This is a genomic window from Mesorhizobium sp. WSM4814, from assembly GCF_055811595.1.
In genome coordinates, this window is sequence record NZ_JBVVQT010000003.1 from 294,093 (window position 1) to 316,824 (window position 22,732).

Annotated in this window: 29 protein-coding genes; 16 read left to right on the forward strand and 13 right to left on the reverse strand. The window is 60.3% G+C overall.

Going from position 1 to position 22,732, the window contains the following annotated elements; all coding sequences use genetic code 11:
• Positions 1-15: 15 nt before the first annotated feature.
• The gene (locus tag AC0L2V_RS07730; protein ID WP_473519809.1) at positions 16-933 is read left to right on the forward strand and encodes a glycosyltransferase family 2 protein; all 918 of its coding nucleotides are present in this window, start codon (positions 16-18) and stop codon (positions 931-933) included.
• A 161-nt stretch (positions 934-1,094) separates the two neighbouring features.
• Here AC0L2V_RS07730 and AC0L2V_RS07735 read toward each other — a convergent pair whose 3' ends face one another.
• Positions 1,095-2,675, reverse strand: a complete 1,581-nt coding sequence (locus tag AC0L2V_RS07735; RefSeq protein WP_473519810.1) for a DUF4214 domain-containing protein — start codon at positions 2,673-2,675, stop codon at positions 1,095-1,097.
• A gap of 271 nt (positions 2,676-2,946) precedes the next feature.
• Between AC0L2V_RS07735 and AC0L2V_RS07740 the strand changes: the two genes are divergently transcribed.
• From AC0L2V_RS07740 to AC0L2V_RS07755, 4 genes are all read left to right on the forward strand, one after another.
• Positions 2,947-4,107, forward strand: a complete 1,161-nt coding sequence (locus AC0L2V_RS07740) for a glycosyltransferase family 4 protein (RefSeq protein ID WP_473519891.1) — start codon at positions 2,947-2,949, stop codon at positions 4,105-4,107.
• Positions 4,108-4,272: 165 nt separating this feature from the next.
• Entirely contained in the window at positions 4,273-4,527 is a 255-nt protein-coding gene (locus AC0L2V_RS07745; RefSeq protein WP_473519811.1) for a FitA-like ribbon-helix-helix domain-containing protein, read from the forward strand.
• Positions 4,524-4,961, forward strand: coding sequence for a PIN domain-containing protein (locus tag AC0L2V_RS07750; RefSeq protein ID WP_473519812.1), 438 nt, complete (start codon positions 4,524-4,526; stop codon positions 4,959-4,961). The genes AC0L2V_RS07745 and AC0L2V_RS07750 overlap by 4 nt, the downstream gene beginning before the upstream one ends.
• Before the next feature lie 116 nt (positions 4,962-5,077).
• A complete protein-coding gene (locus AC0L2V_RS07755; protein ID WP_473519892.1) occupies positions 5,078-5,533 on the forward strand; it encodes an NUDIX hydrolase in 456 nt (151 codons plus the stop codon).
• Between the two features lie 58 nt (positions 5,534-5,591).
• Here AC0L2V_RS07755 and phnF read toward each other — a convergent pair whose 3' ends face one another.
• Together phnF and AC0L2V_RS07765 are read right to left on the reverse strand one after the other, a co-directional pair.
• On the reverse strand, positions 5,592-6,377 hold the full coding sequence (phnF, locus tag AC0L2V_RS07760; protein ID WP_473519813.1) for a phosphonate metabolism transcriptional regulator PhnF: 786 nt from the start codon (positions 6,375-6,377) through the stop codon (positions 5,592-5,594).
• Positions 6,374-7,555, reverse strand: a complete 1,182-nt coding sequence (locus AC0L2V_RS07765; RefSeq protein WP_473519814.1) for an alpha-D-ribose 1-methylphosphonate 5-triphosphate diphosphatase — start codon at positions 7,553-7,555, stop codon at positions 6,374-6,376. The genes phnF and AC0L2V_RS07765 overlap by 4 nt, the downstream gene beginning before the upstream one ends.
• A 120-nt stretch (positions 7,556-7,675) precedes the next feature.
• On the opposite strand from AC0L2V_RS07765, the gene AC0L2V_RS07770 reads away from it, so the two are divergent.
• From AC0L2V_RS07770 to phnE, 3 genes are all read left to right on the forward strand, one after another.
• A complete protein-coding gene (locus AC0L2V_RS07770) occupies positions 7,676-8,533 on the forward strand; it encodes a PhnD/SsuA/transferrin family substrate-binding protein (RefSeq protein ID WP_091590049.1) in 858 nt (285 codons plus the stop codon).
• A gap of 97 nt (positions 8,534-8,630) precedes the next feature.
• Positions 8,631-9,380 carry a phosphonate ABC transporter ATP-binding protein gene (locus tag AC0L2V_RS07775; RefSeq protein WP_023799564.1) on the forward strand — a complete coding sequence of 250 codons (750 nt, stop codon included), beginning with the start codon at positions 8,631-8,633 and terminating at the stop codon, positions 9,378-9,380.
• The gene (gene phnE / locus AC0L2V_RS07780; RefSeq protein WP_473519815.1) at positions 9,373-10,167 is read left to right on the forward strand and encodes a phosphonate ABC transporter, permease protein PhnE; all 795 of its coding nucleotides are present in this window, start codon (positions 9,373-9,375) and stop codon (positions 10,165-10,167) included. Before AC0L2V_RS07775 ends, phnE begins: the two co-directional genes overlap by 8 nt.
• A 67-nt stretch (positions 10,168-10,234) precedes the next feature.
• On the opposite strand, the gene AC0L2V_RS07785 is transcribed toward phnE, so the two are convergent.
• Complete coding sequence (locus AC0L2V_RS07785; RefSeq protein WP_473519817.1) at positions 10,235-11,344, reverse strand: calcium:cation antiporter; 1,110 nt, start codon at positions 11,342-11,344, stop codon at positions 10,235-10,237.
• Between the two features lie 396 nt (positions 11,345-11,740).
• On the opposite strand from AC0L2V_RS07785, the gene AC0L2V_RS07790 reads away from it, so the two are divergent.
• Positions 11,741-12,397 carry a TerC family protein gene (locus AC0L2V_RS07790; RefSeq protein ID WP_023799561.1) on the forward strand — a complete coding sequence of 219 codons (657 nt, stop codon included), beginning with the start codon at positions 11,741-11,743 and terminating at the stop codon, positions 12,395-12,397.
• A 111-nt stretch (positions 12,398-12,508) separates the two neighbouring features.
• Here AC0L2V_RS07790 and AC0L2V_RS07795 read toward each other — a convergent pair whose 3' ends face one another.
• The 3 genes from AC0L2V_RS07795 to AC0L2V_RS07805 form a co-directional block, all read right to left on the reverse strand.
• Positions 12,509-13,639: a site-2 protease family protein gene (locus AC0L2V_RS07795; protein ID WP_473519818.1), complete on the reverse strand. Its 1,131-nt coding sequence runs from the start codon at positions 13,637-13,639 to the stop codon at positions 12,509-12,511.
• Between the two features lie 279 nt (positions 13,640-13,918).
• Positions 13,919-14,356 (reverse strand): CBS domain-containing protein, encoded by a 438-nt coding sequence (locus AC0L2V_RS07800; protein WP_473516127.1) that lies wholly within the window; start codon positions 14,354-14,356, stop codon positions 13,919-13,921.
• Between the two features lie 12 nt (positions 14,357-14,368).
• Positions 14,369-14,626: a hypothetical protein gene (locus tag AC0L2V_RS07805; RefSeq protein WP_473519819.1), complete on the reverse strand. Its 258-nt coding sequence runs from the start codon at positions 14,624-14,626 to the stop codon at positions 14,369-14,371.
• Between AC0L2V_RS07805 and AC0L2V_RS07810 the strand changes: the two genes are divergently transcribed.
• Complete coding sequence (locus tag AC0L2V_RS07810; RefSeq protein WP_473519820.1) at positions 14,617-15,027, forward strand: DUF427 domain-containing protein; 411 nt, start codon at positions 14,617-14,619, stop codon at positions 15,025-15,027. The genes AC0L2V_RS07805 and AC0L2V_RS07810 overlap by 10 nt on opposite strands.
• A 59-nt stretch (positions 15,028-15,086) precedes the next feature.
• Here the strand turns inward: AC0L2V_RS07810 and AC0L2V_RS07815 are convergent, their stop codons facing one another.
• Positions 15,087-15,500, reverse strand: a complete 414-nt coding sequence (locus AC0L2V_RS07815; RefSeq protein ID WP_473519821.1) for an HD domain-containing protein — start codon at positions 15,498-15,500, stop codon at positions 15,087-15,089.
• A gap of 144 nt (positions 15,501-15,644) precedes the next feature.
• A complete protein-coding gene (locus tag AC0L2V_RS07820) occupies positions 15,645-15,899 on the reverse strand; it encodes a hypothetical protein (protein ID WP_473519822.1) in 255 nt (84 codons plus the stop codon).
• Between the two features lie 251 nt (positions 15,900-16,150).
• Between AC0L2V_RS07820 and AC0L2V_RS07825 the strand changes: the two genes are divergently transcribed.
• Positions 16,151-16,492, forward strand: a complete 342-nt coding sequence (locus tag AC0L2V_RS07825) for a hypothetical protein (protein WP_473519823.1) — start codon at positions 16,151-16,153, stop codon at positions 16,490-16,492.
• Between the two features lie 67 nt (positions 16,493-16,559).
• Here AC0L2V_RS07825 and AC0L2V_RS07830 read toward each other — a convergent pair whose 3' ends face one another.
• The 4 genes from AC0L2V_RS07830 to AC0L2V_RS07845 all read right to left on the reverse strand — a co-directional run bounded on the left by AC0L2V_RS07830 (position 16,560) and on the right by AC0L2V_RS07845 (position 19,000).
• Positions 16,560-17,966 carry a PAS domain S-box protein gene (locus tag AC0L2V_RS07830; protein ID WP_473519824.1) on the reverse strand — a complete coding sequence of 469 codons (1,407 nt, stop codon included), beginning with the start codon at positions 17,964-17,966 and terminating at the stop codon, positions 16,560-16,562.
• A 170-nt stretch (positions 17,967-18,136) separates the two neighbouring features.
• Positions 18,137-18,301: a DUF3309 family protein gene (locus tag AC0L2V_RS07835; RefSeq protein ID WP_023799553.1), complete on the reverse strand. Its 165-nt coding sequence runs from the start codon at positions 18,299-18,301 to the stop codon at positions 18,137-18,139.
• A gap of 286 nt (positions 18,302-18,587) precedes the next feature.
• Positions 18,588-18,809 carry a hypothetical protein gene (locus tag AC0L2V_RS07840; RefSeq protein ID WP_023799552.1) on the reverse strand — a complete coding sequence of 74 codons (222 nt, stop codon included), beginning with the start codon at positions 18,807-18,809 and terminating at the stop codon, positions 18,588-18,590.
• A gap of 8 nt (positions 18,810-18,817) precedes the next feature.
• Positions 18,818-19,000, reverse strand: a complete 183-nt coding sequence (locus tag AC0L2V_RS07845) for a hypothetical protein (protein ID WP_091590065.1) — start codon at positions 18,998-19,000, stop codon at positions 18,818-18,820.
• 170 nt (positions 19,001-19,170) lie between these two features.
• Between AC0L2V_RS07845 and AC0L2V_RS07850 the strand changes: the two genes are divergently transcribed.
• The 5 genes from AC0L2V_RS07850 to AC0L2V_RS07870 all read left to right on the forward strand — a co-directional run bounded on the left by AC0L2V_RS07850 (position 19,171) and on the right by AC0L2V_RS07870 (position 22,723).
• Entirely contained in the window at positions 19,171-19,602 is a 432-nt protein-coding gene (locus AC0L2V_RS07850; protein ID WP_473519825.1) for a hypothetical protein, read from the forward strand.
• A 338-nt stretch (positions 19,603-19,940) separates the two neighbouring features.
• Positions 19,941-20,147, forward strand: a complete 207-nt coding sequence (locus tag AC0L2V_RS07855; protein WP_023799550.1) for a hypothetical protein — start codon at positions 19,941-19,943, stop codon at positions 20,145-20,147.
• Between the two features lie 117 nt (positions 20,148-20,264).
• Positions 20,265-21,617, forward strand: coding sequence for a Do family serine endopeptidase (locus tag AC0L2V_RS07860; protein ID WP_473509615.1), 1,353 nt, complete (start codon positions 20,265-20,267; stop codon positions 21,615-21,617).
• Between the two features lie 159 nt (positions 21,618-21,776).
• A complete protein-coding gene (locus AC0L2V_RS07865) occupies positions 21,777-22,214 on the forward strand; it encodes a DUF2267 domain-containing protein (protein WP_091590070.1) in 438 nt (145 codons plus the stop codon).
• Between the two features lie 44 nt (positions 22,215-22,258).
• Positions 22,259-22,723 carry a YbhB/YbcL family Raf kinase inhibitor-like protein gene (locus AC0L2V_RS07870; RefSeq protein ID WP_473509617.1) on the forward strand — a complete coding sequence of 155 codons (465 nt, stop codon included), beginning with the start codon at positions 22,259-22,261 and terminating at the stop codon, positions 22,721-22,723.
• The last annotated feature ends 9 nt before the right edge of the window (positions 22,724-22,732 follow it).

Below are 22,732 nucleotides of genomic sequence, written 5' to 3' on the forward strand. Positions count from 1 at the left end.
CTAGCAGGATTGCGCATGAAGCTCGTCGTGATCATTGCAACCCTTGGCCGCGGCAGCCAACTTTGCCGATTGCTATCGCATCTGCAGCGCCAGACTCAACCACCTGACGAAGTCGTCGTTTCCGCGCCCGATGCCACGCATGTCGAGCTTCCCGAGACAAGTTGCTTTCCGGTTTCCCTTGTCTTCGGGAAGAAAGGGTCATGCGTGCAACGCAACAGCGCGCTCGATCACACAAGCGGACGTTTCGATATCGTCACCTTCTTCGACGACGATTTCGTGCCGGCCGACGACTATCTCGAGCGCGTCACGAGAGCTTTCGAAGAGCATGACGACTGGGCTGTGGTCATGGGCAGAGTGGTCAAGGACGGCGCCGTCAACTCGGGGTTGGATTGGCACGACGCCATGCTGGCTCTCCACCAGTCGGAGCAGGAGCCGCCGCCACAGCCCGAGGTCGTCGATCATCTCGGCGCCTATGGTTGCAACATGTCCATCCGGGCCGCCAGGATTGGCAAGCTGCGCTTCGACGAGCGCCTGGTACTCTACGGCTGGCAGGAGGACATAGATTTCAGCAGCCAGTTGAGGTCATGCGGCCGCGTCGTCGCGGTGAATACGATCCGCGGCATCCATCTTGGTATCAAGACCGGGCGCGTGAGCGGCGAGCGGTTCGGATATTCGCAGATCGTCAATCCGGTTTATCTGATCAAGAAGGGAACCATGCCCGCTACATTCGCTCTGCCGCTCATGGCGCGCAATGTCGCCGCCAACCTTGTGCGCAGCGTGCGGCCAGAGTCTTACATCGACCGCCGCGGAAGGCTGCGCGGCAACATCCTTGCCATGCTTCATGTCCTGACGGGGCGCATCGAACCCGAATATGTTCTTGATATGGGCAGAATCCGCCATCCCGGAGATCCGCAAGTGGAATCCTCGTTATAGGCGTTGCTCGTTCCGGCAGTCGCGAAAAAGGCGGCAGGGGCGCCGCTCGGGCCACAGGACAATGCGCAAAGATGGTGCTCATGGCGAACTGCCAGCATCATGTTTCGACCGCTGTCCAGGACACCCCAACGACAATCTTGCGGCCAGTGATGTTCATTGAACTATTGAGGCTCGTTCGGAAACAGGACCGTGTGTCTGGAGCGGAACTCATGTGAATGGATCAATTCCGCCACGATCCGTTCTCCACTCGCCTCGCCGCTGTCCAGTTTCGACACGTAATCAGAAAGCCCATGGCCGTCTGGCTCCCGTCCCAGCAATGTCCGATAGAGAATGGCGATATATTGCGCATTTCCAAGACCAACTGGCTGATTGTCGGTCCTGAATTCGACCGAAAGCAACAGCTTTGTCAGTATCGGAAATATGGATGGATCCTTCTTCATCGCGACGACCTCGCGCCATTGCTCGGCTGGAGACGGCATGCGATGCAAGATAACGCAGTAAGCATACGCAATCTGGTTGGCCGGGAGGGCAGACTTGTCGAACGCATCAAGCGAACAGGGCTGAAATGTGTCGGCCACGGGAACCGGAGGCACCGACATCTGGCCCGCAGGCGGCGGGCTGTCCCTCGCGACCGTCGACGAACTCGAGCCTGCATTGCCGTTCGCAATGGCCTTCTTTACGGCATCGTATGCCGGCTTTCGCCCGCTCGGAGCCCATAGCCCATCGCCGCGCTTCTTCAGGTGCACGAGGCCCATAAAGGCCTCGTAGCTTGGCGCCCAGTACGGCTCGTCGAGCAGTTCATAGATATGGGCAGCTTCCAATCCATATGGAGATTGATATCTGCGCAGCAGCGTCATCGTCCGGACGAGAGCGTCCGCCTGCTGATTTTCTCCCCCCTGGCTGCCCCCAGGGTAGTTGAATTCGGTCAGCCAGATTGGACGACCGAGAGTGACCAGGAACTTGAATGCTTCCTCGGGGTCGCCCCCGTAATCATGCCAGACTGATATATCCCATCTGATGCCGTCCTGCAGCATCCGGGTGAACGCTCCGCGGTGCCCCCAGCCGGCCGTTCCCATTGCTTTTCTTATGGTCGGATCCACCGCGACGGTTGCATCCGACAGACCGCGCAGCACTGCGCTCACCTTGGACCAGCGCGGGCTGAAGTAATGGGATGTCTCGGTGCCGCCGGCAGGGCCCCAGGAGCAATTGTATTGTATTCCGCCTTCCCGCATCTCGCAGGGCATCAAGATGGCATAATTCTCCATCTCGTTGCCAAGCTCCCAAACGCGGATGTCGTCTTTGAAGCGGGATACCAGTGTCGACGCGAGATGGTAGGCCTGCGCATAGAGGTCATCGACGGTCCCATTGTCCAGGTCGAGGCCGGGCGTGATTACCGGCAGGATCTCGACTCCGCGCTCCTTGCCCGCCTTGACCAGTTCGGCAAGTTTGGTGGCGCTGTCGAGGCTGGAAATGTTGACGCGATACGACTTCATGCCGAGGTCGCGGACATAATCGAGTTGCTGTTCGATCGATATCCCGGGATAGGCGGTAAAGGGATGGCCATTCACCCCCCAGAGCAGATCCGCTGCGCACGAAGCTGTCATGCCCAGCAGGCATGCCAGGGTTGTCCACAAACGTCTGGTCGCGGCGACGGCCCGTCCAACGGAACCTGGTTGCGATGGATTGGTCGGCCGCTGCATCAGCGCGAACTTGCATGTTTTGCGCCAGACATCATGCGGCATCACTCCACTCGCTGAACTCGCCTGACATCCATCCGAGCACGACGATCGAGATCTGCCGCACTGCCCAACGCAGTCTATCAAAACCGCGCCACGCAGAACCTCACACATTTGGCGTAAACGCCCATGATTGGCCTCGCCATTCGGATGAGAGCTGCCGGGAAGCCTCTGAAGCAAACGACCGGGTGCGTCCCAAAGGCCAGGATGACCCCGCTGTCCTGGTCGTCCAAAGTCGTGGAACTGAGGCATGGCGCTGGTGATCAAAAACCCTGTGATGACACGACATTGGACAATCAACGGCCGCTTTCTCGCGCAGCCGACCACCGGAGTTCAGCGCTACGCACGCGAGATCGTTTCGGCGCTGGACGCCTTGATCGTTGGCCAGGCTGCCTTGACACGGGATCTGACGGTCGAGTTGCTGGTCCCGCCGGGGGCGCTCGACAATATGCCCCTGGCAGCGATCCGTGTCCGGACTGTCGGCAGCTTTGGCGGGCATTTATGGGAACAGGCTGTGCTTCCGGCCTGTCTTCGCGGTGGGCTGCTTAGCCTCTGCAATACAGGCCCTGTGACGGTTCGTCGACAAGTGTTATGCATTCACGACGTCAATACACGGGCATGCCCGCAGAGCTATTCATTTCCATTTCGGCTTCTCTACCGCACCTTGGTTCCTGCCTTGGGCCGGGCCGCGCATAAGATTACGACGGTGTCGAAATACTCTGCGGGTGAACTGGCGCGCTATGGCGTGTGCCCGGCGGCAAAGGTCGAAATTGTAGGCAATGGGCATGAACATGCGTTGCGATGGGCTCCTTGCCACTCGCAACAAACACTGGCAGTGGCCGGCCCTGGTACGATCGTCGTGCTTGGCAGTTCTATCCCGCACAAAAATGTCGGCTTGATCATCGGCATGCACGAGCGTCTTGCCGCGGCGGGGCTGCAGATTGTTGTTGTGGGCGCTTCAACGTCCCGCGTTTTCGCCAGCAGCGGCGACCAGAAATCGCAAAACGTCATTTGGCTGGGAAGAAGGTCGGACGCGGAACTCGGCGCGCTTCTGCGCGATTGCCTATGCCTCGCGTTCCCCTCCTTGGTCGAGGGTTTCGGGCTACCGCCCCTCGAAGCCATGGCACTGGGATGTCCGGTGGTCATGTCGGACCGGGCCAGCCTGCCCGAAATCGGCGGCGATGCGGTCTTGTACGCATCACCTTGCGATGAGAATGCATGGTTCGATTGTTTCATGCGGCTGGTCCACGAAGAAGGCCTCAGAACCAACTTGATCGCACGCGGTCGCGCCAGGGCGGCGCGATTTCAGTGGGCCGCGTCGGCTCAGCGCTATCTGGAGCTGATGGCGAGCGTGGATGGATTTCCGTCACTAACACCGCTCATGGAAGTCGAATGCGACCCGAATGAGCGACTTGCGGCGGCGGCCAGTATCATTTGAGATCGTCTCGAGCCCGACGGAAATTTGCCATTCAGGCGCACCACTCCCGTTCAACTCGCATGGAGTAGATGGGGATCGGGACCAGATGTTTCCGGTCAGGGTTGCGCCTATTGTTGCACTTGCGTAGAATGCAAGCATGTCAATCATCTTGAGGGCTTGCAAGCAATGCCATCCATCACAGTCCGCAACGTGCCCGACGAAGTGCACCGCGCCTTACGGGTGCGCGCAGCCATGCACGGGCGTAGCGCAGAAGCCGAAATCCGCGACATCCTGGAGAAGGCGGCGCGGCCCGAGGGCCGTGTCAAGCTCGGCTCGCTCCTGGCCGCCATCGGCCGCGAGGCCGGACTTGCGGATGAAGACGTGCGCGCAATACAGGAACTCCGCGACAAGACCCCAGCCGAGCCGATGAAGTTTGAATGATCCTCGTCGACACAAACGTGATTTCCGAGCCGTGGAAGCTCGCGCCCGACCCGGGTGTCGTGGCGTGGATCGACGCGCAGGCTATCGAAACGCTCTATCTATCGGCCATCACTGTAGCCGAGTTGCGTTTCGGTATCGCAGCGCTGCCTGCCGGCAAGCGCCGCGAAACCTTGCACGAGCGCATGGAGCGGGGCGTGTTGCCGCTGTTCAGGGGGCGCGTGTTGCCCTTCGATCTTGACGCTTCGCAAGCCTATGCCGAACTGGCAGCGAACGCCAAAGCGGCCGGCAAGGCAATCGGCAAGGCTGATGGCTATATCGCCGCCACAGCCGCTGCACGGGGCTTCATGATCGCGACACGCGACACCAGCCCTTTCGAGGCTGCGGGGCTGAATGTCGTCAATCCCTGGGTTGGCCAAACAACGAGCGAGATTTGACCTGGCGTCAGTAGCCGGTCGCATCGACGCAGGGCAGGGCAGTCTTTCGACAAACGGAACATGTCCCGTTCAGCCTGCCTGCGATGATAGGCTGGATGGCGGAGGCATATGAGGCGATGGCGAAAAGAAGTGCAGGCGTCCTGCCTTACCGCAGATCAACCGGTGAACTGCAGGTGCTGCTTGTCCATCCTGGCGGGCCGTTCTGGCAAAGCCGGGATATTGGCGCATGGTCGATTGCAAAGGGCGAGTATGGTGATGACGAACAGCCGGAAGCTGCGGCGCGCCGCGAATTTGTCGAGGAAACTGGCTGGGAGCTTGAGGCAGCACTGATTCCGCTAGGGGAACTGCGCCAGCCCGGCGGCAAGCAAGTTACAGCCTTTGGGGCCGAAGGCGATTTCGATGCCGGCACCTTGCGCAGCAACATGTTCGAGATGGAATGGCCGCCGCGCAGCGGCCGCATGCAAACCTTTCCAGAGATCGATCGCGCAGGGTGGTTCGGCCTCGAAACGGCCCGGGAAAAGCTGCTTGTCGGCCAGCGGCCTTTTCTCGACCGGCTTGTGGTGTCTGTCTAAGGGTCGACCCAATGGCCCGACTGACGTCCTTAACTGGTCGTGTTGACATGCGCCATAATCAGAAGACGAATTCGACGGATGTCAGCGGCCAGCAGCCGCGGGTCCATTCGATTGGTACGCCGTTGCGGTCCTCGTTGACAGCATTGATGCGGAATACTGGCGTTCCGGGCGTCAGCCGCAGGATTTCCGCTTCATCGGGGGATGCAAAGCCGCCACTGATGCGCGTCTCGGCCCGCCGGTAGTTGTCGATGCCATGCGCGCGGAAAACATCGGTCACCGACTGACGCACATCGTATCTCTGCTCGAAGTCGGGGAAGAGATGCGCCGGAAAGAACTTGGTATTGACGTAAACCGGCTGCTTGTCCGACGTTCTGATCCGGCACAGCCGGATAATGGTGGTGTCAGGTGCGAGACGCAACCGTTCCGCCACGGCCGCTTCGGCCGGTTCCCGGACGATCAGCAGCGTATTGGTGCCGATTTCCTGGCCGTGGGCTTCGAAATTGTCGAGAAAGCGCTGTCCGTCGCGAACAGTGAATGTCGAGGGCAGGTTTCGCACGAAGATACCGACGCCCTTGCGGGCGGTGAGGTGGCCCTCATGCTGTAACTGCTGCAGCGCTCGGCGAAGCGTAATGCGGGTGACCGCGAGTTTCTCTGCCAGATGCGTTTCTCCGGGAAGCTGGCTGCCCGGCGCAAGACTGCCGCTCTCGATCAGATCGAAGATGTGATCGTAGATCTGCTGCCAGATCGGCGTATCGCTGCGTGGCCGAAAGACCAGCCCGTCAAAGGCCAGAAGGCGATTGCCATTGCGCTCGTGTGGTGTTGATATTTTCGTGTCCAAGGTCATGAGACCTTATTCACCCGCGACCGCCGTGCAGACCGTCGGTCTGTGCGGGAGAGCCCGGAGCTATAGACAATTTGTCCATGGACCATGGTGGCCACCACACGCGGATGCTCTGGATCGCCAGCATCGACCAGGATCAGATCCGCCCGGCGGCCGGCAACAAGCGAGCCGCGATCGTCGAGGTCGGCCACCCGGGCCGGGTTTGCCGAAACCAGATTCCAGATCGAGGGGAAGTCGCCGGCGTCTGGCGAAGACAGTCTGAAGGCCGCATGCAGAGGCGAAGGGTAGTGGTAATCGCTGGTCAGCACCGTGCAAAGTCCGGCTCTGACGGCCTCGGTGGCATTTAGCGCTCCATTATGGCTGCCGCCGCGCACGACGTTGGGCGCGCCGAGGATCACATCCTCGCCCATTTGCCGCGCGGCCTTGGCCGTTTCGAGCGTTAGCGGAAATTCCGAGGCCTTTGCGCCGAGGGCGCGAAAATACATGCGTTCCTCGGGAGACGCTTCGTCATGGGCAAGAAGCACATTGCCATTGGCCCGCGCAGTTGCGGCCAGCTTCCCGATCGCGATCTCAACCTCGGCGCGGCGGGACCAAATCTGGCCGAGCAACGTCATGTATTGCTCGCGGCTCAAGCCAGACCGCTCCGCCATCTGACCGATCTTGCGGGCAATCGTGCCGTTCAGCACCGACCCCGTCGTATGATCGTTGACGGCGATGATCGGCCGTGGCGAAAGCGAGAGCCATCGTACGACCTGCGCCATCTGATCAAGCGCGAAGGTCTCCCAGCGCAGATGCAGACGCGTATCGCAGCCAAGGCTATCGCGGAGATCGCAGACCGCGCCGATCAGCTGTTTGGCAGCGTCGAGCGAGCGAAGTCCAGGCTCCCACGACACCGTGACGCCGTGAAAGGCCGTGGTTACGCCATTGGCGACAAGCTGGCGGTCCGTATCTTTCAGCGCCAGCGCGGTGTCGAAGCGGACACCGGGCCGCGGCATGATCTGGCGCTCGAAGCCGTCGCCGTGAATATCGACGATGCCCGGAAGCACGAGCAGACCATCGGCATCGATTGTGGAGGCATGGGCCGCCCGCAGCTCTGACAGGGCGCCGCCGGTGACGCTCAGGTCCGCGGTTTCAAATCCCCGTTCGGTAAGGATGCGACCACCCTGGATGTGCCAGTTCACTGTATCCCTCAAAAAGCAAAGTCTGCCGGTGGCGCCGGCGAAATGTCACGAGCACGTCATCTGCTGCGTATACGGATTAGCGGGTAACAGTTTCCTGTCTATACAGCAAAGGAAAAAACGATGATCCGCAGCATCGCAACCGCACTCGCCCTGACGCTTGCCTCCGCTCTTCCAGTGTTTGCGGAGCCGGTGAAATTCGCGGTAACCGACATGGAGGGACTGGAGGCTCTTCAGCAGGAATTCGGTGCTTTCCAGACCGCTCTTGAAGAGGCGACCGGCCTGGATGTCGAGCTGTTTCCGGTCAGTTCGCGGACCACCGCCGTCGAGGCGATGAATTCCGGGCAGGTCGATCTTGTCCTGACCGGTCCTGCAGAATACGTCGTCATGAAGGAATTAAGCCAGCCGAAGATTGTTGTCGCCTGGCAGCGCCCGGACTATTTCGCTCAGATCGCCGTGCTGGCGAATGGACCGATCCGCTCGGTCGAAGACTTGAAGGGCAAGAAGGTCGCATTCGGCTCGGTCGGCTCGACGTCCCAGCACCTCGGCCCCGCCCAGGCGCTGGCCGATTTCAACCTGAAATATGCCACCGATTACGAACCAGTAATCATATCGCGCAACATCGCGGCTGAGGCTCTCATCCGCGGCGACATCGCCGCTATCGGCTTGAATTTCGGCTATCTGAACTCGGTCCGGGAAGCATTCCCTGGCGTTGCCTTCTCGGTCATCGCACGGGGCCGCGATCTGCCGAACGACATTCTTGTCGCCCGCAAGGACATTTCAGATGACGTGTTCGTCAAGATCCGCGATGCCTTTGCGAAGAATGGCAATGAGCTGATGAAAGCGATCTTGACCGGCGAGGACAACCAGAAATTCAAGGGCGGTTTCTTCCTGACTGATGTCAGGGACTCGGACTACGACTATGTCCGCTCGATGTACCGCACGATCGGAATCGAGACCCTCACCGACTTCGTAAACTGAGGCTTGCTCCTTTTTCATCGACTTGCTCCTTTCAGCGACAAGGCCGGCGGCTAACCGCCGGTCTGTTTCGCAGTTCGGTCTGGGCCAAGAGGTCACTATGACAGCCATCATTCGGGCGCACGATCTTGCGAAGAGCTATGCGAACGGAAAGGTCATTTTCTCCAGTATCGGCCTCACCATAGCATCGCGCGAACGGGTTGCCCTGATTGGCTCGAACGGTGCTGGAAAATCCACCCTGCTCAAATGCCTCATTGGTCTTCTACCGTCGAGCGGTGGCGAGGTCGTCACCCTCGGCGAGAGCTTCCGCTCGGCGCCGTCCGTCGCCCAGCTGCGGCGCATTCGCAGGCAGATCGGATTTGTCTTCCAGCACCACGGACTGGTCAGCCGCCAATCGGTTCTTACAAACGTTTTGCAGGGCAAGCTCGGGCTGCCCGGCGGCTGGCGCGGCTGGCACCATTCCATCGCAAAGCAACACTGGCGCGAGGAAGCAATGCAGGCCCTCGCCGAAGTGCGGCTTCTCGGCAAGGCGGGCGCCCGCGCCGACGCGCTTTCTGGAGGGCAGGCGCAGCGGGTGGCGATTGCCCGTGCGTTGATCCGGCGTCCGAAGCTTTTGATAGCAGACGAACCGGCGGCAAGTCTCGACCCGGCGGCTGGACATGATGTGATGCGCGTCTTCTCCGAGCTGACCCAGGAACAGGCGATCACTTTGGTCTACACCACGCACGACATGGAACATGCTCTCGACTACTCCGACCGCTTGATAGCGCTCAAGGCGGGCAAGGTCTTCTTCGACCGACCGACGGCGCAGGTGACCCGCGCTGATCTGAAAGACGTCTTCGATGCATGACCGCCTTTCGCCGAGCCGGATTCCATCGATCTCGCCCTTCACTTTCAGCTTTGCCGTCGCTTTGGCCGCTCTCGTGATCGTTTCCGCCGGGCAGGTCGCACCTTCGCCGGAACAACTGGCAGGCGGGGTGCCCCGAATGGTCCATCTCGTCGGCCGCATGATACCCCCAAATGTCGAGCCAGGGTTCCTCCTGAGGGTTTTCTGGCGCATGGTCGAAACGTTTCAGATAGCGCTCGTGGGGACAGCAATAGGTGTCGTCCTCAGCTTGCCGTTTGCCTGGCTCTCGGCCAAGGACATAACCCCGATCGGCCCGTTCCGGCATATCTCCAGGATGCTGGTCTCGTTGTTCAGGACTGTTCCAGATTTGGTCTGGGCACTACTTTTCGTGTCAGCCGTTGGTCTCGGGGCGGTTGCCGGCACCATGACCATCGTCGTCGATACGATCGGCTTTTGCGGGCGCTTCTTCGCCGAGGCGATGGAGGATGCCGACGAAAGACCTCAGGAAGCGCTGTTTGCAATCGGCGCCGGACGATTCTCTGTTCTGTGCGGGGCAGTACTGCCTGACGCCATGCCGTCCCTGATAAACACCACGCTCTTCGCGCTTGAAAAGGCAGTGCGCTCATCAGTTGTTCTCGGCCTCGTTGGAGCCGGTGGCATCGGCCAGGAGCTGAAGGTCGCGTTCGATCTTTTCCAATACAGGAATGCCTCGACCATCATTCTCGTGATCTTCGCCATCGTGGTGTTGATGGAGTTCGTGACGGATCGCCTACGCTCGAAGGTCCAGTAATGCAGGCTAGGCATGTGCGCCGCAAATCGACAGAACGCAGCGATGGCCGAAGACGGCGGGCGATCACCTACGGCACGAAGATAAGGAACAGATAGGCGACAAACACGACGAGATGAACGAGCCCCGTCAGCATCGTTGTTCGGCCCGTCCCAAAGCTCACGATGCTGATGGCAAGCGCGAGGAGGAGAAGCACGGTATCCCCCGGACCCAGACCAAGAGTCAGGCTTCGTCCGGTGAGCAGGCTCGCCGCACCGATCGCCGGGATTGTCAGGCCGATTGTGGCGCAGGCCGAGCCGAGGGCGACATTCAGCCCTCGCTGAAGCTCGTTATTGAGCGCTGCCCGAACCGCGGATACCGCCTCCGGCATAAGCACAAGCGCAGCGACGAAGAAGCCCACGATGGCGTCCGCCTGGGTAACTTGAAGAAACTTGAGCCCATTCTCGATGCTGCCGGCCACCTGCTCGGTCAGAAGAACGATCCCTGCCAGTCCGACAAATAAGAGGAGCACATTGGTGGTCACTTTCCCACCCTCAGATACATGCTTGTCATGTTCCGCGCTGGAGGTCAGGTCTTCGATAAAATCGCCCCGATGGCGCACCATCTGGGCAAAGACGAAGGCACCATAGAGGAGGATTGAAAGAACGCTCACGAAAGCGAGCTGCGAGGCGGAGAACGTACCGGGGCTTGTTGCAAGCGTGTAGTTTGGAAGGATCAGCGTAAGAACTGTCAGCGCCATAATGACGGCAAGCGAGGCGTTGGTGCCCTGTCGTTTGATGTCCTGATATCGATGCTTCAGCCCACCCAGGGTGAGGCAGACCCCGACGACGCCAGCGCAAACGATCATGACCGTCGAAAACACGGATTCGCGTGCCAGCGTCGGGTTGTTCTCGCCGTGCAGCATCATCGAAACGATGACCGATGCTTCGATGGCCGTCACCGAAAATGTCAACAGCAGCGTGCCATATGGTTCACCGAGCCGCAGTGCGACGGCTTCTGCATGATGCAAAACCACAAACACTGTCGCGAAGATGAAGATAGCGACGACGATCAACGCAAGGATCTTGATCGAGAGCGGCGAATGCTCGATCGACGCGGCGCCGAAATGAATGAGTGCGGCCAGGCCCAAGGAGCCGATTGGGAACAGATATTGGCCGATCGGTCGCCGATGAGCAGCCAAGACGGAATTCCCTTCATCGCCATCGACGGTCGCAGATCGGGTGTTGGAGAAATTGACCGAAGCCCACTGTATCAACCTTACTTGCGGCTGCCGGCCCGTTCAATGGCCGCGTGGCTGATCGACCTGGCTTAACCAGCTTGCCGAGCGATGCCGCATATGCGGATCACAATTAAGCCTTGAGTTTTTGCGCTTGGGGCAATAGCTAGGTGCTACCAGGCCGGGCCCCTCTGGCAGTCCTTCAGGACTGCGATGTCGGACTGGAATTCCAATCCGGGTGGCCTGGCTTTGAGTTTTCTTCAGCTGTAGCGGCATTTCTCTTGTCATACGCGGTGTCCGCGTTGCTCTACGGTTATACTCGCAAGCCGCGTCACCCCTAGCTGAACGCAAGGGTGCCGTATGACAGATTTTTTCAGTCCCGAAGCAATGACCGCTCTCATGCAGGTCATCATGATCGACCTGGTGCTGGCCGGCGACAATGCCATCGTTATCGGCCTTGCCGCGGCCGGACTACCCAAAGAGCAGCGCAGAAACGCAATCGTCGTTGGCATAATCGCAGCGGCCGTTCTGCGCATCGGCTTTGCGGCCGCGACAACCCAGCTCCTGCAGATCGTCGGGCTGCTGTTCGCCGGCGGTCTTTTGCTGTTGTGGGTCTGCTGGAAGATGTGGCGCGAACTCCGGCAAAACCATGCGCAGGAAGCACAGGCGATCGAAGCGCTTTCGGAAAGCGACGTCGACTACGATGGCGTCGTAGCTGGCAAGGCTCCGCGCAAGACCTTGGCCCAGGCAACCTGGCAGATCATCATCGCCGACGTCTCCATGTCACTCGACAATGTTCTGGCGGTAGCCGGTGCTGCGCGCGAACATCCGAACGTGCTGATCTTCGGCCTTGTCCTCTCCGTAGCGCTGATGGGTATCGCTGCAAACCTCATTGCCAATCTGCTTCAGAAGCACCGTTGGATTGCCTATGTCGGCCTGGTGGTGATCCTCTACGTCGCTGGCGACATGATCTATCGCGGTGCGCTTGAACTTCTGCCTCATGTCGGGGGCGCTTGAGGCACAGAAAAAAGGGCCGGGACGACCTTCGTTCCGGCCGATTTCTGCTTATCGCTCCGCTACGATTTAGAGCGCACTCACCCGATCCGGCGGTGAAAAGAACACTTGTGCTCAGATCCGTGTGAATCGTGGCTTGGCCCCACGCAAACGACCAAATCGGAAGGCATCCGACACGGCCGAGCGGATCATGAGCATCTCGCCTATGGTTTCGTGTGTCATGAGCCCGACCAGCCGGTCGGAACTGTCGACGACGGCTACAGCAGGCACATCTGCCTGCTGCATCAGCCGCAGGCTTTCCTCGAGACTTTTGCGGTAATGTATTTTCGGGATATCGTGCCGCATTGCGCTCGCGACCGGTGCGGCGGGTCCCTTTTCCTTCAATGTCCGGATCATGTCGTTGCGTGTCACCAATCCTTCAAGATGGCCAGCGGAGTCGACGACAGGGAATTCGTGCTGCGTCGTCGCGAGCAGCATCTCGATTGCCTGGTCGAGCGTCGCCGACCGTTCCAGCCGGGCGAACTCGGTGATCATCACATCCGCGACAAGGACGCTTGTGGCTACCTCCCGGATCTGTGCGTTTTGCGCTTCCGCTGCCGCGGCGAGATAGACGAAGATGCCGATGAAGATCAGCAGCGGATTGTAGAACAGCCCAACGAAACCGAAAACGAAGGCCAATCCTTGCCCGATCGTGGCTGCGATCTGGGTCGCGCGCGACCACGACAGGCGGGCGGCGAGTGCGGCGCGCAGGATACGGCCACCATCCATCGGGAAGGCTGGGATCATATTGAAGATGACCAGGAAGACGTTGACCCCGGCAAGCCTGGCGAGAAAACTCATACGCGGATCCTCGATCCCGGCCATCTGTTCGACGCCCGCCGACCCGCCGAGCAGGACGAAGATCAGTGCGGCGATCGCGACATTGACCAGCGGCCCCGCGACCGCGATCACGAACTCCTGCCCCGGCTCTTCGGGCATGCGTTCGAGCCTGGCGACGCCGCCGATCGGGAAAAGCGTAATGTCCGGCGTGTTGATGCCGAAATACCGCGCAGCGGCGATGTGGCCGAACTCATGCAGGACCACGCAGGCAAAAACCGCAATGATGAAGGCAACGCCTTGCCAGGCCGCTGGCGTGCCGCCGATCTGATAGTGCGTCAGCCAGATCCAGACGAGCAGAAGCAGGAAGGTAAAGTGAACGCGCACGGTGGTGCCGGCGATCGTCCCAAGATTCAGCGAGCAACCCAAATCCGTCCACTCCGAGAGGCCCCGCCTTCGCAACAGGCTTTGGCAGGACGCTTGCAATCGTTCGAGAACATCAGGTGCTCAAGCTCATCGTCTGCGACCAAGGGCTGCCCGGCCGCAAGATGCCCGTCACAAGAAGAGCTTATCACGAAATTATACTCCGGTGAGCGTCCGCGCCTGCACGATGATTTCGCCCCGCCGCGCTTTTTTCGGCGCTGAAAGGTGCTTCGGTGCGTCATCCATGGATTTGCTCCTGAACCTTGCTCCGGCGGGGCGCCAGCGTCAGTGGGCTGTCTGCGAATGCTCGCCACCCGGCTTCGAGATGTCGCTTAAAGCCTCTCCGGCTTCTGCCGCTTCGGCTTTCGTCGCGAGATCACTGAGCGAGACGATGCCGACGAGCCTCTTGTCTCGGTTCAGGACCGGGAGCCGACGCACCTGCAGGTCGCCCATGTTCTCAAGCACATGCTCTACGTCTTCATCATCGAAGCAATATTTGACCTCCGGGCTCATGACATCACGCACTTTCGTGTCAGGCCCCTTACCCTGTGCTACGCCGCGGATCGCGATATCCCGATCGGTGATCATCCCGACCAGCCGGTCGTGGTCGCCCACGGGCATCACTCCGGCGTCAAGCCTGCCCATGGTCTCAGCTACTTCGCGAATGGACTGTTCAGGGTTAGCGATCTCGACATTCCTCGTCATGCAGTTGCCGACCTTCATGGCAATCTCCCTTCATTTTTGCGAAGCCCCGCCGCGATGACCAATGAACGAAGTTTTCGGCGGTAACGTTCCCTTGAAATGTGGATTGGATAGCACGCACAGGGTTTTCACCTGGCTGGGGTGGCCTGGCAAAGCCCGCGTCGCGGGAATTCTTGACTTGAAGTCGAACCCAATCATCGCGCGCCCGAGGCACTTGTCGCCGTTGGAACCCCGATGGGCGAAACGACGTTGCAGCAGACAGGCAGCCACGGAGAAGTCGAATGCAGCCATCAACCGCAAATTCCGCCAGCCGTCCCGGCGCGCTGACGATCACCCCGTTCAATGGAACCGTGACGGTCAGGTTCTCCGACGCGATCATTGCCTCAACCGAGCGGGCAAAAGTGCTTCATGAAGAAGGGCACGATCCCGTCTTCTATATCCCGTTCGAGGATATCTATTTCGACCTTCTGGAGAAGACCAACACCACAACCCACTCCCCGCTGAAGGGCACGGCCAGTTACTGGCGGGTCCACGCGGTCGGCGGAGCGGCCGACGACTTCATGTGGGCCTACGAGACGCCCGACACGCCGGCATTGGCCATCGCCCGCCATGGCGCCTTCGATCCCAGCAAGGCGCGGATCGATGCCGATCCTGCCGAGGACAAGCGACATACGCCTCACATCCCCGAATAGAGCCTCGCATGAAGGTCGCACATCGGCCGATCGCGCCACAGGCGACAATCCTTTCGTCATCAGGAGAATTCTTCGTCGAGGATCCGCAGTCCGTCTTCATATTTCGATGTCGACGCGCCAATCTGCTGTGCCTGCCATAAATTGTCGGTAAGATCGGCGCGCTTGACCGGCCGCGCCAATGGGTTGGCTGCTGCTCTGCGCACGAAAGCGAGGTCGTCCTCGTCCGGCCTGCGTGTCATCGCATCGACTGCCGATACGATGGATGTTCCGAAACCAGCCGCCTCGAGCCGCTCGCGATCCCAATCGTCGCTTTTCTCAACAACGTCGTGGAGGTAGGCAACGGCCTTCTGGTCGAGCGTTTCGACGGCATCAACGACCCGGCGGCAATGCTCGATATAGGGCTGTCCGGTTTTGTCGGTCTGCCCCGAATGAGCTTGCTCGGCGATTTTTGCCGCGCGGTAAAGGAAGCTCACTGCCTCGATCCTTGCTGGCCTGTGTGATGATGCAACCGGCCCTGTTCCGGTCCACAACATGCCTCACCGAACGCACGACGATTGCCTGAAGTTCCACAGGGCAAGGCTCCGGCGCCGAAGCATCTCTAGCGCCGCGAGGCAACCTTATAGCTTGCCGCCGCCCTGGTCGCGAGACGCTCCATCGCCAATGCCGGAATTGGGCAGAATTCCAAAATCCTGCGACTTGGCACCTTGTGCTGCCGTCAAGAATCCGTCCGCGTGGAGACCGCGCCGCAGCAACTCTCTCACGGCCGCCGAGCGGCTTGGCATGCGCGTTTCGAAGCGCCAGTTTTCCAAAGCAGCCAATTCCTCCGACGTTAGCATGATCTGCAGTCGTTCGGGTCTTTCCAGCTCGGCCATTTCTGCCCTCCAGCCGCTCAAAGTTAGTATTTGTCTAAGAAGTAGGAAAAGCCTCGCCAGCCGTCAAGACCGGCTAATTGGCCATCGGCGTGAAAGGCTCACAGTTACCGTCAAGCGTCGATCGTGTAGCCTGAGCGGTATGCTAACTTGTTGATTTTGTGTGTTGTTTGATGGATTACGCTTGTCATTCGAGCTGCTATGGCACATGCTGATCTTGAGGGACAAACCGCTCCTGAAAGGAAGGGGTTTCCATGAGAGACGGTTATTCGGCCCATTTGTGTCACGACGTTAACCTGCAAGTTTGGACCGCCGCCCGGTGTAAGGGGATAGTCAATGTCACTGCGGTGGCCGAGGCTGTGCGGCTGCGAAACCTCGCAGAAAACGTTGCGCTTGAAGACGTCGAATGCTTGGTGTTGCAAGCCGCCCAGTTCTACGGGGCGGCCATGGAATTCGACAACCTGACCGTGTTTGAACCAGGTAACGTCGATCGGCACTCGCTTGGCTGCGATGCCCTGCCTGGAAGAGGCGACGTCGATGTTCTGGAGGACTGGGCTGTTTCGCCTTATTTTCGCCCGCCGGACCAAACGCAATAGGTCTGGCCGAACACAGTCGGTCGCGGGGAAGGGCTCAGCTTCACGTCACGAGCGCGGCGAAATTCCTTCAATCGGCCGCGATTTCGGCCAGTGATGTCTGGACGAAATGCAGCGGCGCCTCGAGCGTCCAGGTGATGCCTCGGGCGTGGAACTCCAGCCGCCCGCTGCCGCTGAGAGCCTGCGGCGCCACTCGCTCGAGCACGACCAGTCCGAAACCGCGCCCCCTGACAGCGTCCAGGATTGGCCCGTCCAACTCACGCCAGACCAGTCGAAAGGTCTCAGCGCCGTCGCCCGCAGGGACCACGTGCCAATCGATCTCGACGCGTCCGCCGTTGCACGACAGCGCTCCATGTTTTGCCGAATTGGTGGCGAGTTCGTGAAAGGCTATGCCGAGATACTGGACGGCGTTCGGCTGCAGTACCACCAGTGGCCCGGCCATCGACACGCGGGACTGCGCTGCGAACGCCTTGAGCTGTGCCTGGATGAGCTCGCCGACCGTCGCGCCGCGCCATTCGGCATTGACCAGGAGATCATGGGATTCCGAAAGCGCCAGGATGCGCTCTCGAACTTGCCCGAGGAAAGCCTCAGGTGTGCTCGTCAGCTTGCTTGTCTCGCGGATCATCGAGATGATGACCGAATACTGGTTCTTCACCCGATGGTTGACCTCGCGCATGAGCAGTCGGATGCGCCGTTCGTTCTCCTTGTGGGAACTGATGTCGCGCGCGATCTTGGAGGCGCCGACGACCCGCCCGATCCCGTCGCGGATCGGTGAGACGGTGAGCGAGACCGAAACGAGCGTGCCGTCCTTGCGCAGGCGCATCGTCTCATAGGAGGGGACGCGTTCGCCGGCGCGGATGCGACTGATGATCGAGACTTCCTCGTCGATACGGTCAGGCGGAATGAGCATCGTCACCGGCCGGCCGATCGCCTCGGCAGGCGTGTAGCCGAACAGGCGTTCTGCAGCATAGTTCCAGCTGGTAATGATGCCATTCATGTCCTTCGAGACGATGGCGTCCATCGACGACTCGACAATGGCGGCAAGACGCATGCGGGCTTCATCGCCCAGCGTCTGCGTGCGCAGGTCGAGCAGCGTGTTGATGGCCCCGACTACATTGCCCGCTTCGTCGCGAAGCAGGCGTGGGTGAGCCCTGAATGGGACCAGGTCGCCATCCGGCCGCTCCGCAATCGCCTGGTCCCAGGAGACATCCCGCCCTTCGCGCAGCGCCACGGCCATCGGACACTCGCCATGCGCCATATCCCGACCGTCCAGATGACGAAGCTTCCACGAGCCACACCATAGGTCCCGACCGATAACAGGACGATGGCCCCAGAGCTCAGCTGCGGCTTCGTTGAAGAAGGTGATGTGTCCCTGCCCGTCGACGGTGTAGATGGCGACCGGCAGTGCCTGCATCAGATCGGCAGTGGGAATGCCCGGAACTCCGAGGCCGACATCGGCTTGTTCAACGAAGTTCACTTATGGCGCCATTCTCGTGGATTTCTGAGCGGCTATAATGCCCTTGAGCGGTTTCGGTTCCGTCCGGACAATCACGTGCGGCCCCCTTTGCCCGCAGTCGCGGCGACATTCCTGGGCAAGGCATCAGGCCGACACAGGATCATCGCCAAAATTGTCCGCCTAATCGTGTACTAAATGCGCCCGAGAAGGACCAGGATAATAACGATCAGCAGCACGAGACCGAGGCCGCCGCCACCATAATAGCCGGTGCCGTAGAACGGTCCACCACCCAAGCCGCTGAACCCGCCGAGCAAGATAAGGATCAAAATGATGATGAGTATGGTTCCGAGGCTCATGGTGGTTCTCCCATTCGTGCGCTGCCGCGCCGTACAAGGGCACGTCCATGCGCCTGTTGATGACGGTATGAACTCCCAGAGGGGGCTTCCTGTTCCACCGGAAGTAGCATCGCTGTCGCTCGTCTCGCGGGAAAAGCCGGTAGGCTGACGAGACAGCCCGCCGGCCGGGAGCCCGCGGGCGACAGGCTTTCTCAGCCTCGGACCGCCTGGAGGAACGGCGATCACAGCAAAAATGCCTGACGCAGTCGGAAGTTGCGGCGGTAGGCCAAAGTAGGCCACAGCCACTCTACCGCCCTTTGTTTGCCGGTCGGGTGCCGCCGCCCTTCTTTTCGGGGTCATGAGTATGGTGGCTGTCGCGTTCGCCTCCGCCACCTGAGATCTTGCTGCGGCTGCGCAGATCGGAATCGGCTGGCGGCTTTTCTATCACCAGCGGCTCCTTGGCGTTTTCGTGCGATGCGCCAGGACCGCCATGGCGAATACTGGCGCGGGTCTTCTTCGACGTGGACATGAAATCACCTAACGGTCCTGCTGATGGCCTTGATGGGTCGTATTGACCTTCGTGTTGCCCTGCTGGCCCTGTTTGTCGGGATTTGGGGCGGAATGGCTGTGCTGCGTCTGGTCGACAGGAACCGACTTCTTGTCGCCCGGACCCTTTGGGCTTTGGTTCTCTGTCGGAACGGGTGGTGGTTTTGTGCTCATGACCGTCTCCTTTCACTAGCCAAAACAAGCAGGCCCCCGGGAAGGTTCCTGATACGAACCGGGCGAGGGGCAAACTCCTGACATTGCCAATTCCGGCCTTGTCGGCGCGTCGCAGCGCAATAATCTTCTGTTAGGGCGTGGGCACTTCCACCTGTTGAAAGGAGCCGACCATGAAACACCAAACACTCGACCAACTGCAGACACTTGCGAAAGTTGAGCCCTCGGCGACATACCCGGTCATGACTCGGGCGCAGCGGATCGAGCGTTGGGCAGAGCTTCTCGAACAAAATCCACGGCGTTGCCTCGGAGCCCTTTCAGGCACCGAATATCTCAGTCCTGAAGCTCGTGACGTAGCGCGTGGCGCGGGGTCGCCGATCACCGTTGCCTATGAGGATCCGGTGCTGCGCGCCATGGGTCTGAAAGATGATACCTACGGTGAGGCAAAGCGCTTCTTCGAGCTAAGTGACTGGCAGTTGCACAACATCGTCTGTCACTGTCACGTTGGTGCTACGATGCAAGCGCGATGGGCTGCCGCCAGAGTCCGCCGGACGATTACCGGGAACAGACTTCTGGCCTGGCTGAGGGCAAGGTTTGCGCATTGAGGCCAGCCCAGAACGGTGACGACAAGTCTTGGTCGTCCTCGTTAGCGGCTGGCCGGCAAAAGGCTGGTGGCATCGCCGGTGCCGCAGTGTTGATCGAGCCGACGCCTTGCATTCAGGGCGGCCGGACGAAGGCTCATGGCCGGGTCCCTTGTCGGAGGCAGGAAGCTCTCGATTCATGTGAACACGGCCCGCGCTCCTGATCCATGCCACCACCGATGCATCGTTGGCGGAATCTCGTCCCTGTGACATGCCCGCAATCGCGTCTGGGAACTTTTCTGGAGGCACATGGTTGGAATGTGCGGCTGAAAGAATCCGGGCCTGTGCCAAGGAGGTTCGCCATGAAGCTTCGCGAGTTGATGGACCAAGTGAAGGATCTGCCCCCGGATACCCTCGTCTGTGCCGCCGAGATTGACGAGGCCTTTGCGGCCAACATTGCCGGCATAGAAACAGTAGAAGGTGCCCGGATCGAAAGCCGGAAACCGGACGGCACCGAAGCTGTCGAACTCGCCAACGGGAACGACAGGGTTGTCGTAATCCGCTGGTGAACCGCTGGCTCATGCCGGAGCGGTCGCACGCTTGATCACTGAACGCTGGAGGAGTCGCAGGCCATGTTACCGGTATTGAACAAAAGACTTTGCGCCGGCCTGATCGCCGGAACTCTGATGCTCTCGGCCGGCGGCTTTGCTCCGCTCGCAGCTCAGGAAATCCCAAACGACTTCACGGCGATCGTGCGCGAGAAAATTCCGGCCGTGGTCGCAATAACGACCAAACAGATCATCCAGGACCAGGCGACGCTGGGCGACTTTCTTAGTCCTTTCGGCAGTCCCGGCCTCGGACCGGCGCAACCGCAGGTGCGAGAGGCCCTTGGTTCCGGCTTTGTGATCAGCCCCGAGGGGTACATCGTCACCAACAACCATGTCGTTGCCGATGCAAGCGAAATTCATGTCGTATTCTCCGACAAGGAGACGTTGCCTGCGCAACTCGTCGGCCGCGATCCGGCAACCGACCTCGCGGTGCTGAAGATCGATCCGCGGTCCAATATGACAACGACCGCCTGGGGTGACTCCGATGCAGTACAACCCGGCGCATGGACGATCGCTATCGGCAGTCCGTTCGGGCTCGGCGGGACCGTTACCGTCGGCGTGCTTTCGGCCCGTTCGCGCGACATCAATGCCGGTCCTTACGACGACTTTCTCCAGACCGACGCCTCAATCAATCGCGGCAATTCCGGCGGCCCGCTGTTCAATGCTCGCGGCGAAGTGATCGGGGTCAATACGGCCATCGTATCTCCCACAGGTGGCAGCATAGGGATTGGCTTTGCGGTACCATCCCGCACCGCCCGGAACGTCGTCGACCAGTTGATCCGCACTGGCCGGATCGAGCGCGGTTTCATCGGGGTGCGTCTCCAGGAGATCACCCCGTCGATTGCCGAGGCGCTTGGAATACCCGGCAGCAAGGGAGCGCTGGTCGCCTCGGTCGAACCCGGCAGTCCGGCAGAGCAGGCAGGCATACAGGCGGGAGACGTGATCACACGCTTTAACGGCAAGGACATCCAGAGCGTCCATGATCTGACGCTCGCGGCTGCGAGCCAAAAGCCGGGAACAAAAACGACGCTGACACGGAACCGCGGAGGCAGCCAACAGGAAATAGCTCTGACCATCGGACAACGCAACGATGAGGAGCAACAGACCAGCGCCGTTCCGAAGTCGGAAACGGCCGACACGCGTCTTGGATTGTCGCTCAGCCCAATCCCGGATGAGGCACGCCAGCAGCTCGGACTCCAGCCGGATACTACAGGCGTGTTCGTCCAGGAAGTGGCTCCAAACAGCCTCGCCGCCGAAAACGGCGTTCAGCCTGGCGATGTGATCGTCTCGGCCAACAACCGGGATGTGACACAGCCGTCGGACATCCAAGAGGAGTGGGCGAAATCCCGCCAGCTGAACAAGCCGATGTTGTTCCGCATCAGCAGGCAAGGGCAATCTCTTTTCGTTGCCGTGGCCACGGCCAAATCTTGACGGGCCAACTCTCGATGGAAACGCGTTAAGCTTGGCGAGCGTAAACTTGGCCGAGTAGATCACACGCTTTCGCGAGAGGCGGCCTTTAGGGACGGGAACAACAGCCGACCAAGGCCGTTTCGTCCAAGAGTCATTCAACCTGTTGAAAGGAGGCTTCCGATGAGCGCCACCGGACTCGACGTATTCGACAAGACGCTGCAGACAACAAACATCTGGCTCGACGAGATCATGACCGAGATCGGACCGGATCGGCAGGTCGCATGGCATGTGCTTGGAGCGGTGCTCCACGCCTTGCGAGACCGCATGCAGCCGGATCTTGCCGCCCACCTCGGCTCGCAGCTGCCGATCCTCGTGCGCGGCGCCTATTACGACCAATATCAGCCCTCCACGACTCCCGAGAAGTTGCGGTCGCTCGACGAGTTCCTGGCCAAAATCAAGGCGGAGTTGGAATTCACCCGACCGGTCGATTCCAAGGATGCATTCAGGGTCGTATCCAAGGTGCTCGCTCACCACGTGGGAGAGGGGCAGATGATCAAGGTTTGGGAATCCTTGCCGGCAGAAATCAGGCGCGTCGCGGCAGCTCAGCAAGCGGCGTGAAATAGCGCCAGATACAGTTGGTCTCGTTTCTTGGGGAGATGGAAATGCCACTCACCCTTATCAGTCCTGCGTTCCCGGCGGGCGGGAAAATCCCTGAAAGGCATACCCGCGACGGCCAGAACGTCTCACCACCGCTAAAATGGTCCGGTGTCCCGGACGGTACCAAGAGCCTTGTTCTTGTCGTGCAGGATCCCGACGCGCCGAGCGGGGTTTTCGGGCATTGGGCGGTGTTCAATATCCCGCCCGATGCCGGCGAGCTTGCCGAGGCGCAAGACGGCAAGCCAGGCCCGTCGGCACTCAGGCAAGGCACCAACGATTTCGGCAATGCCTATTACGATGGCCCGCAGCCACCGGTGGGACATGGCGTCCATCATTATCATTTCCGGCTGGCCGCGCTCGACGTGCCGAGCCTCAGTGTGCCGGGACAGGCGGGCGTGCAGCTCGTCTGGAAGGAAGCCCAGAAGCATGCGCTGGAGCAGACCGAGTTGGTCGGAACCTACGCACGGTAACACCGGCCC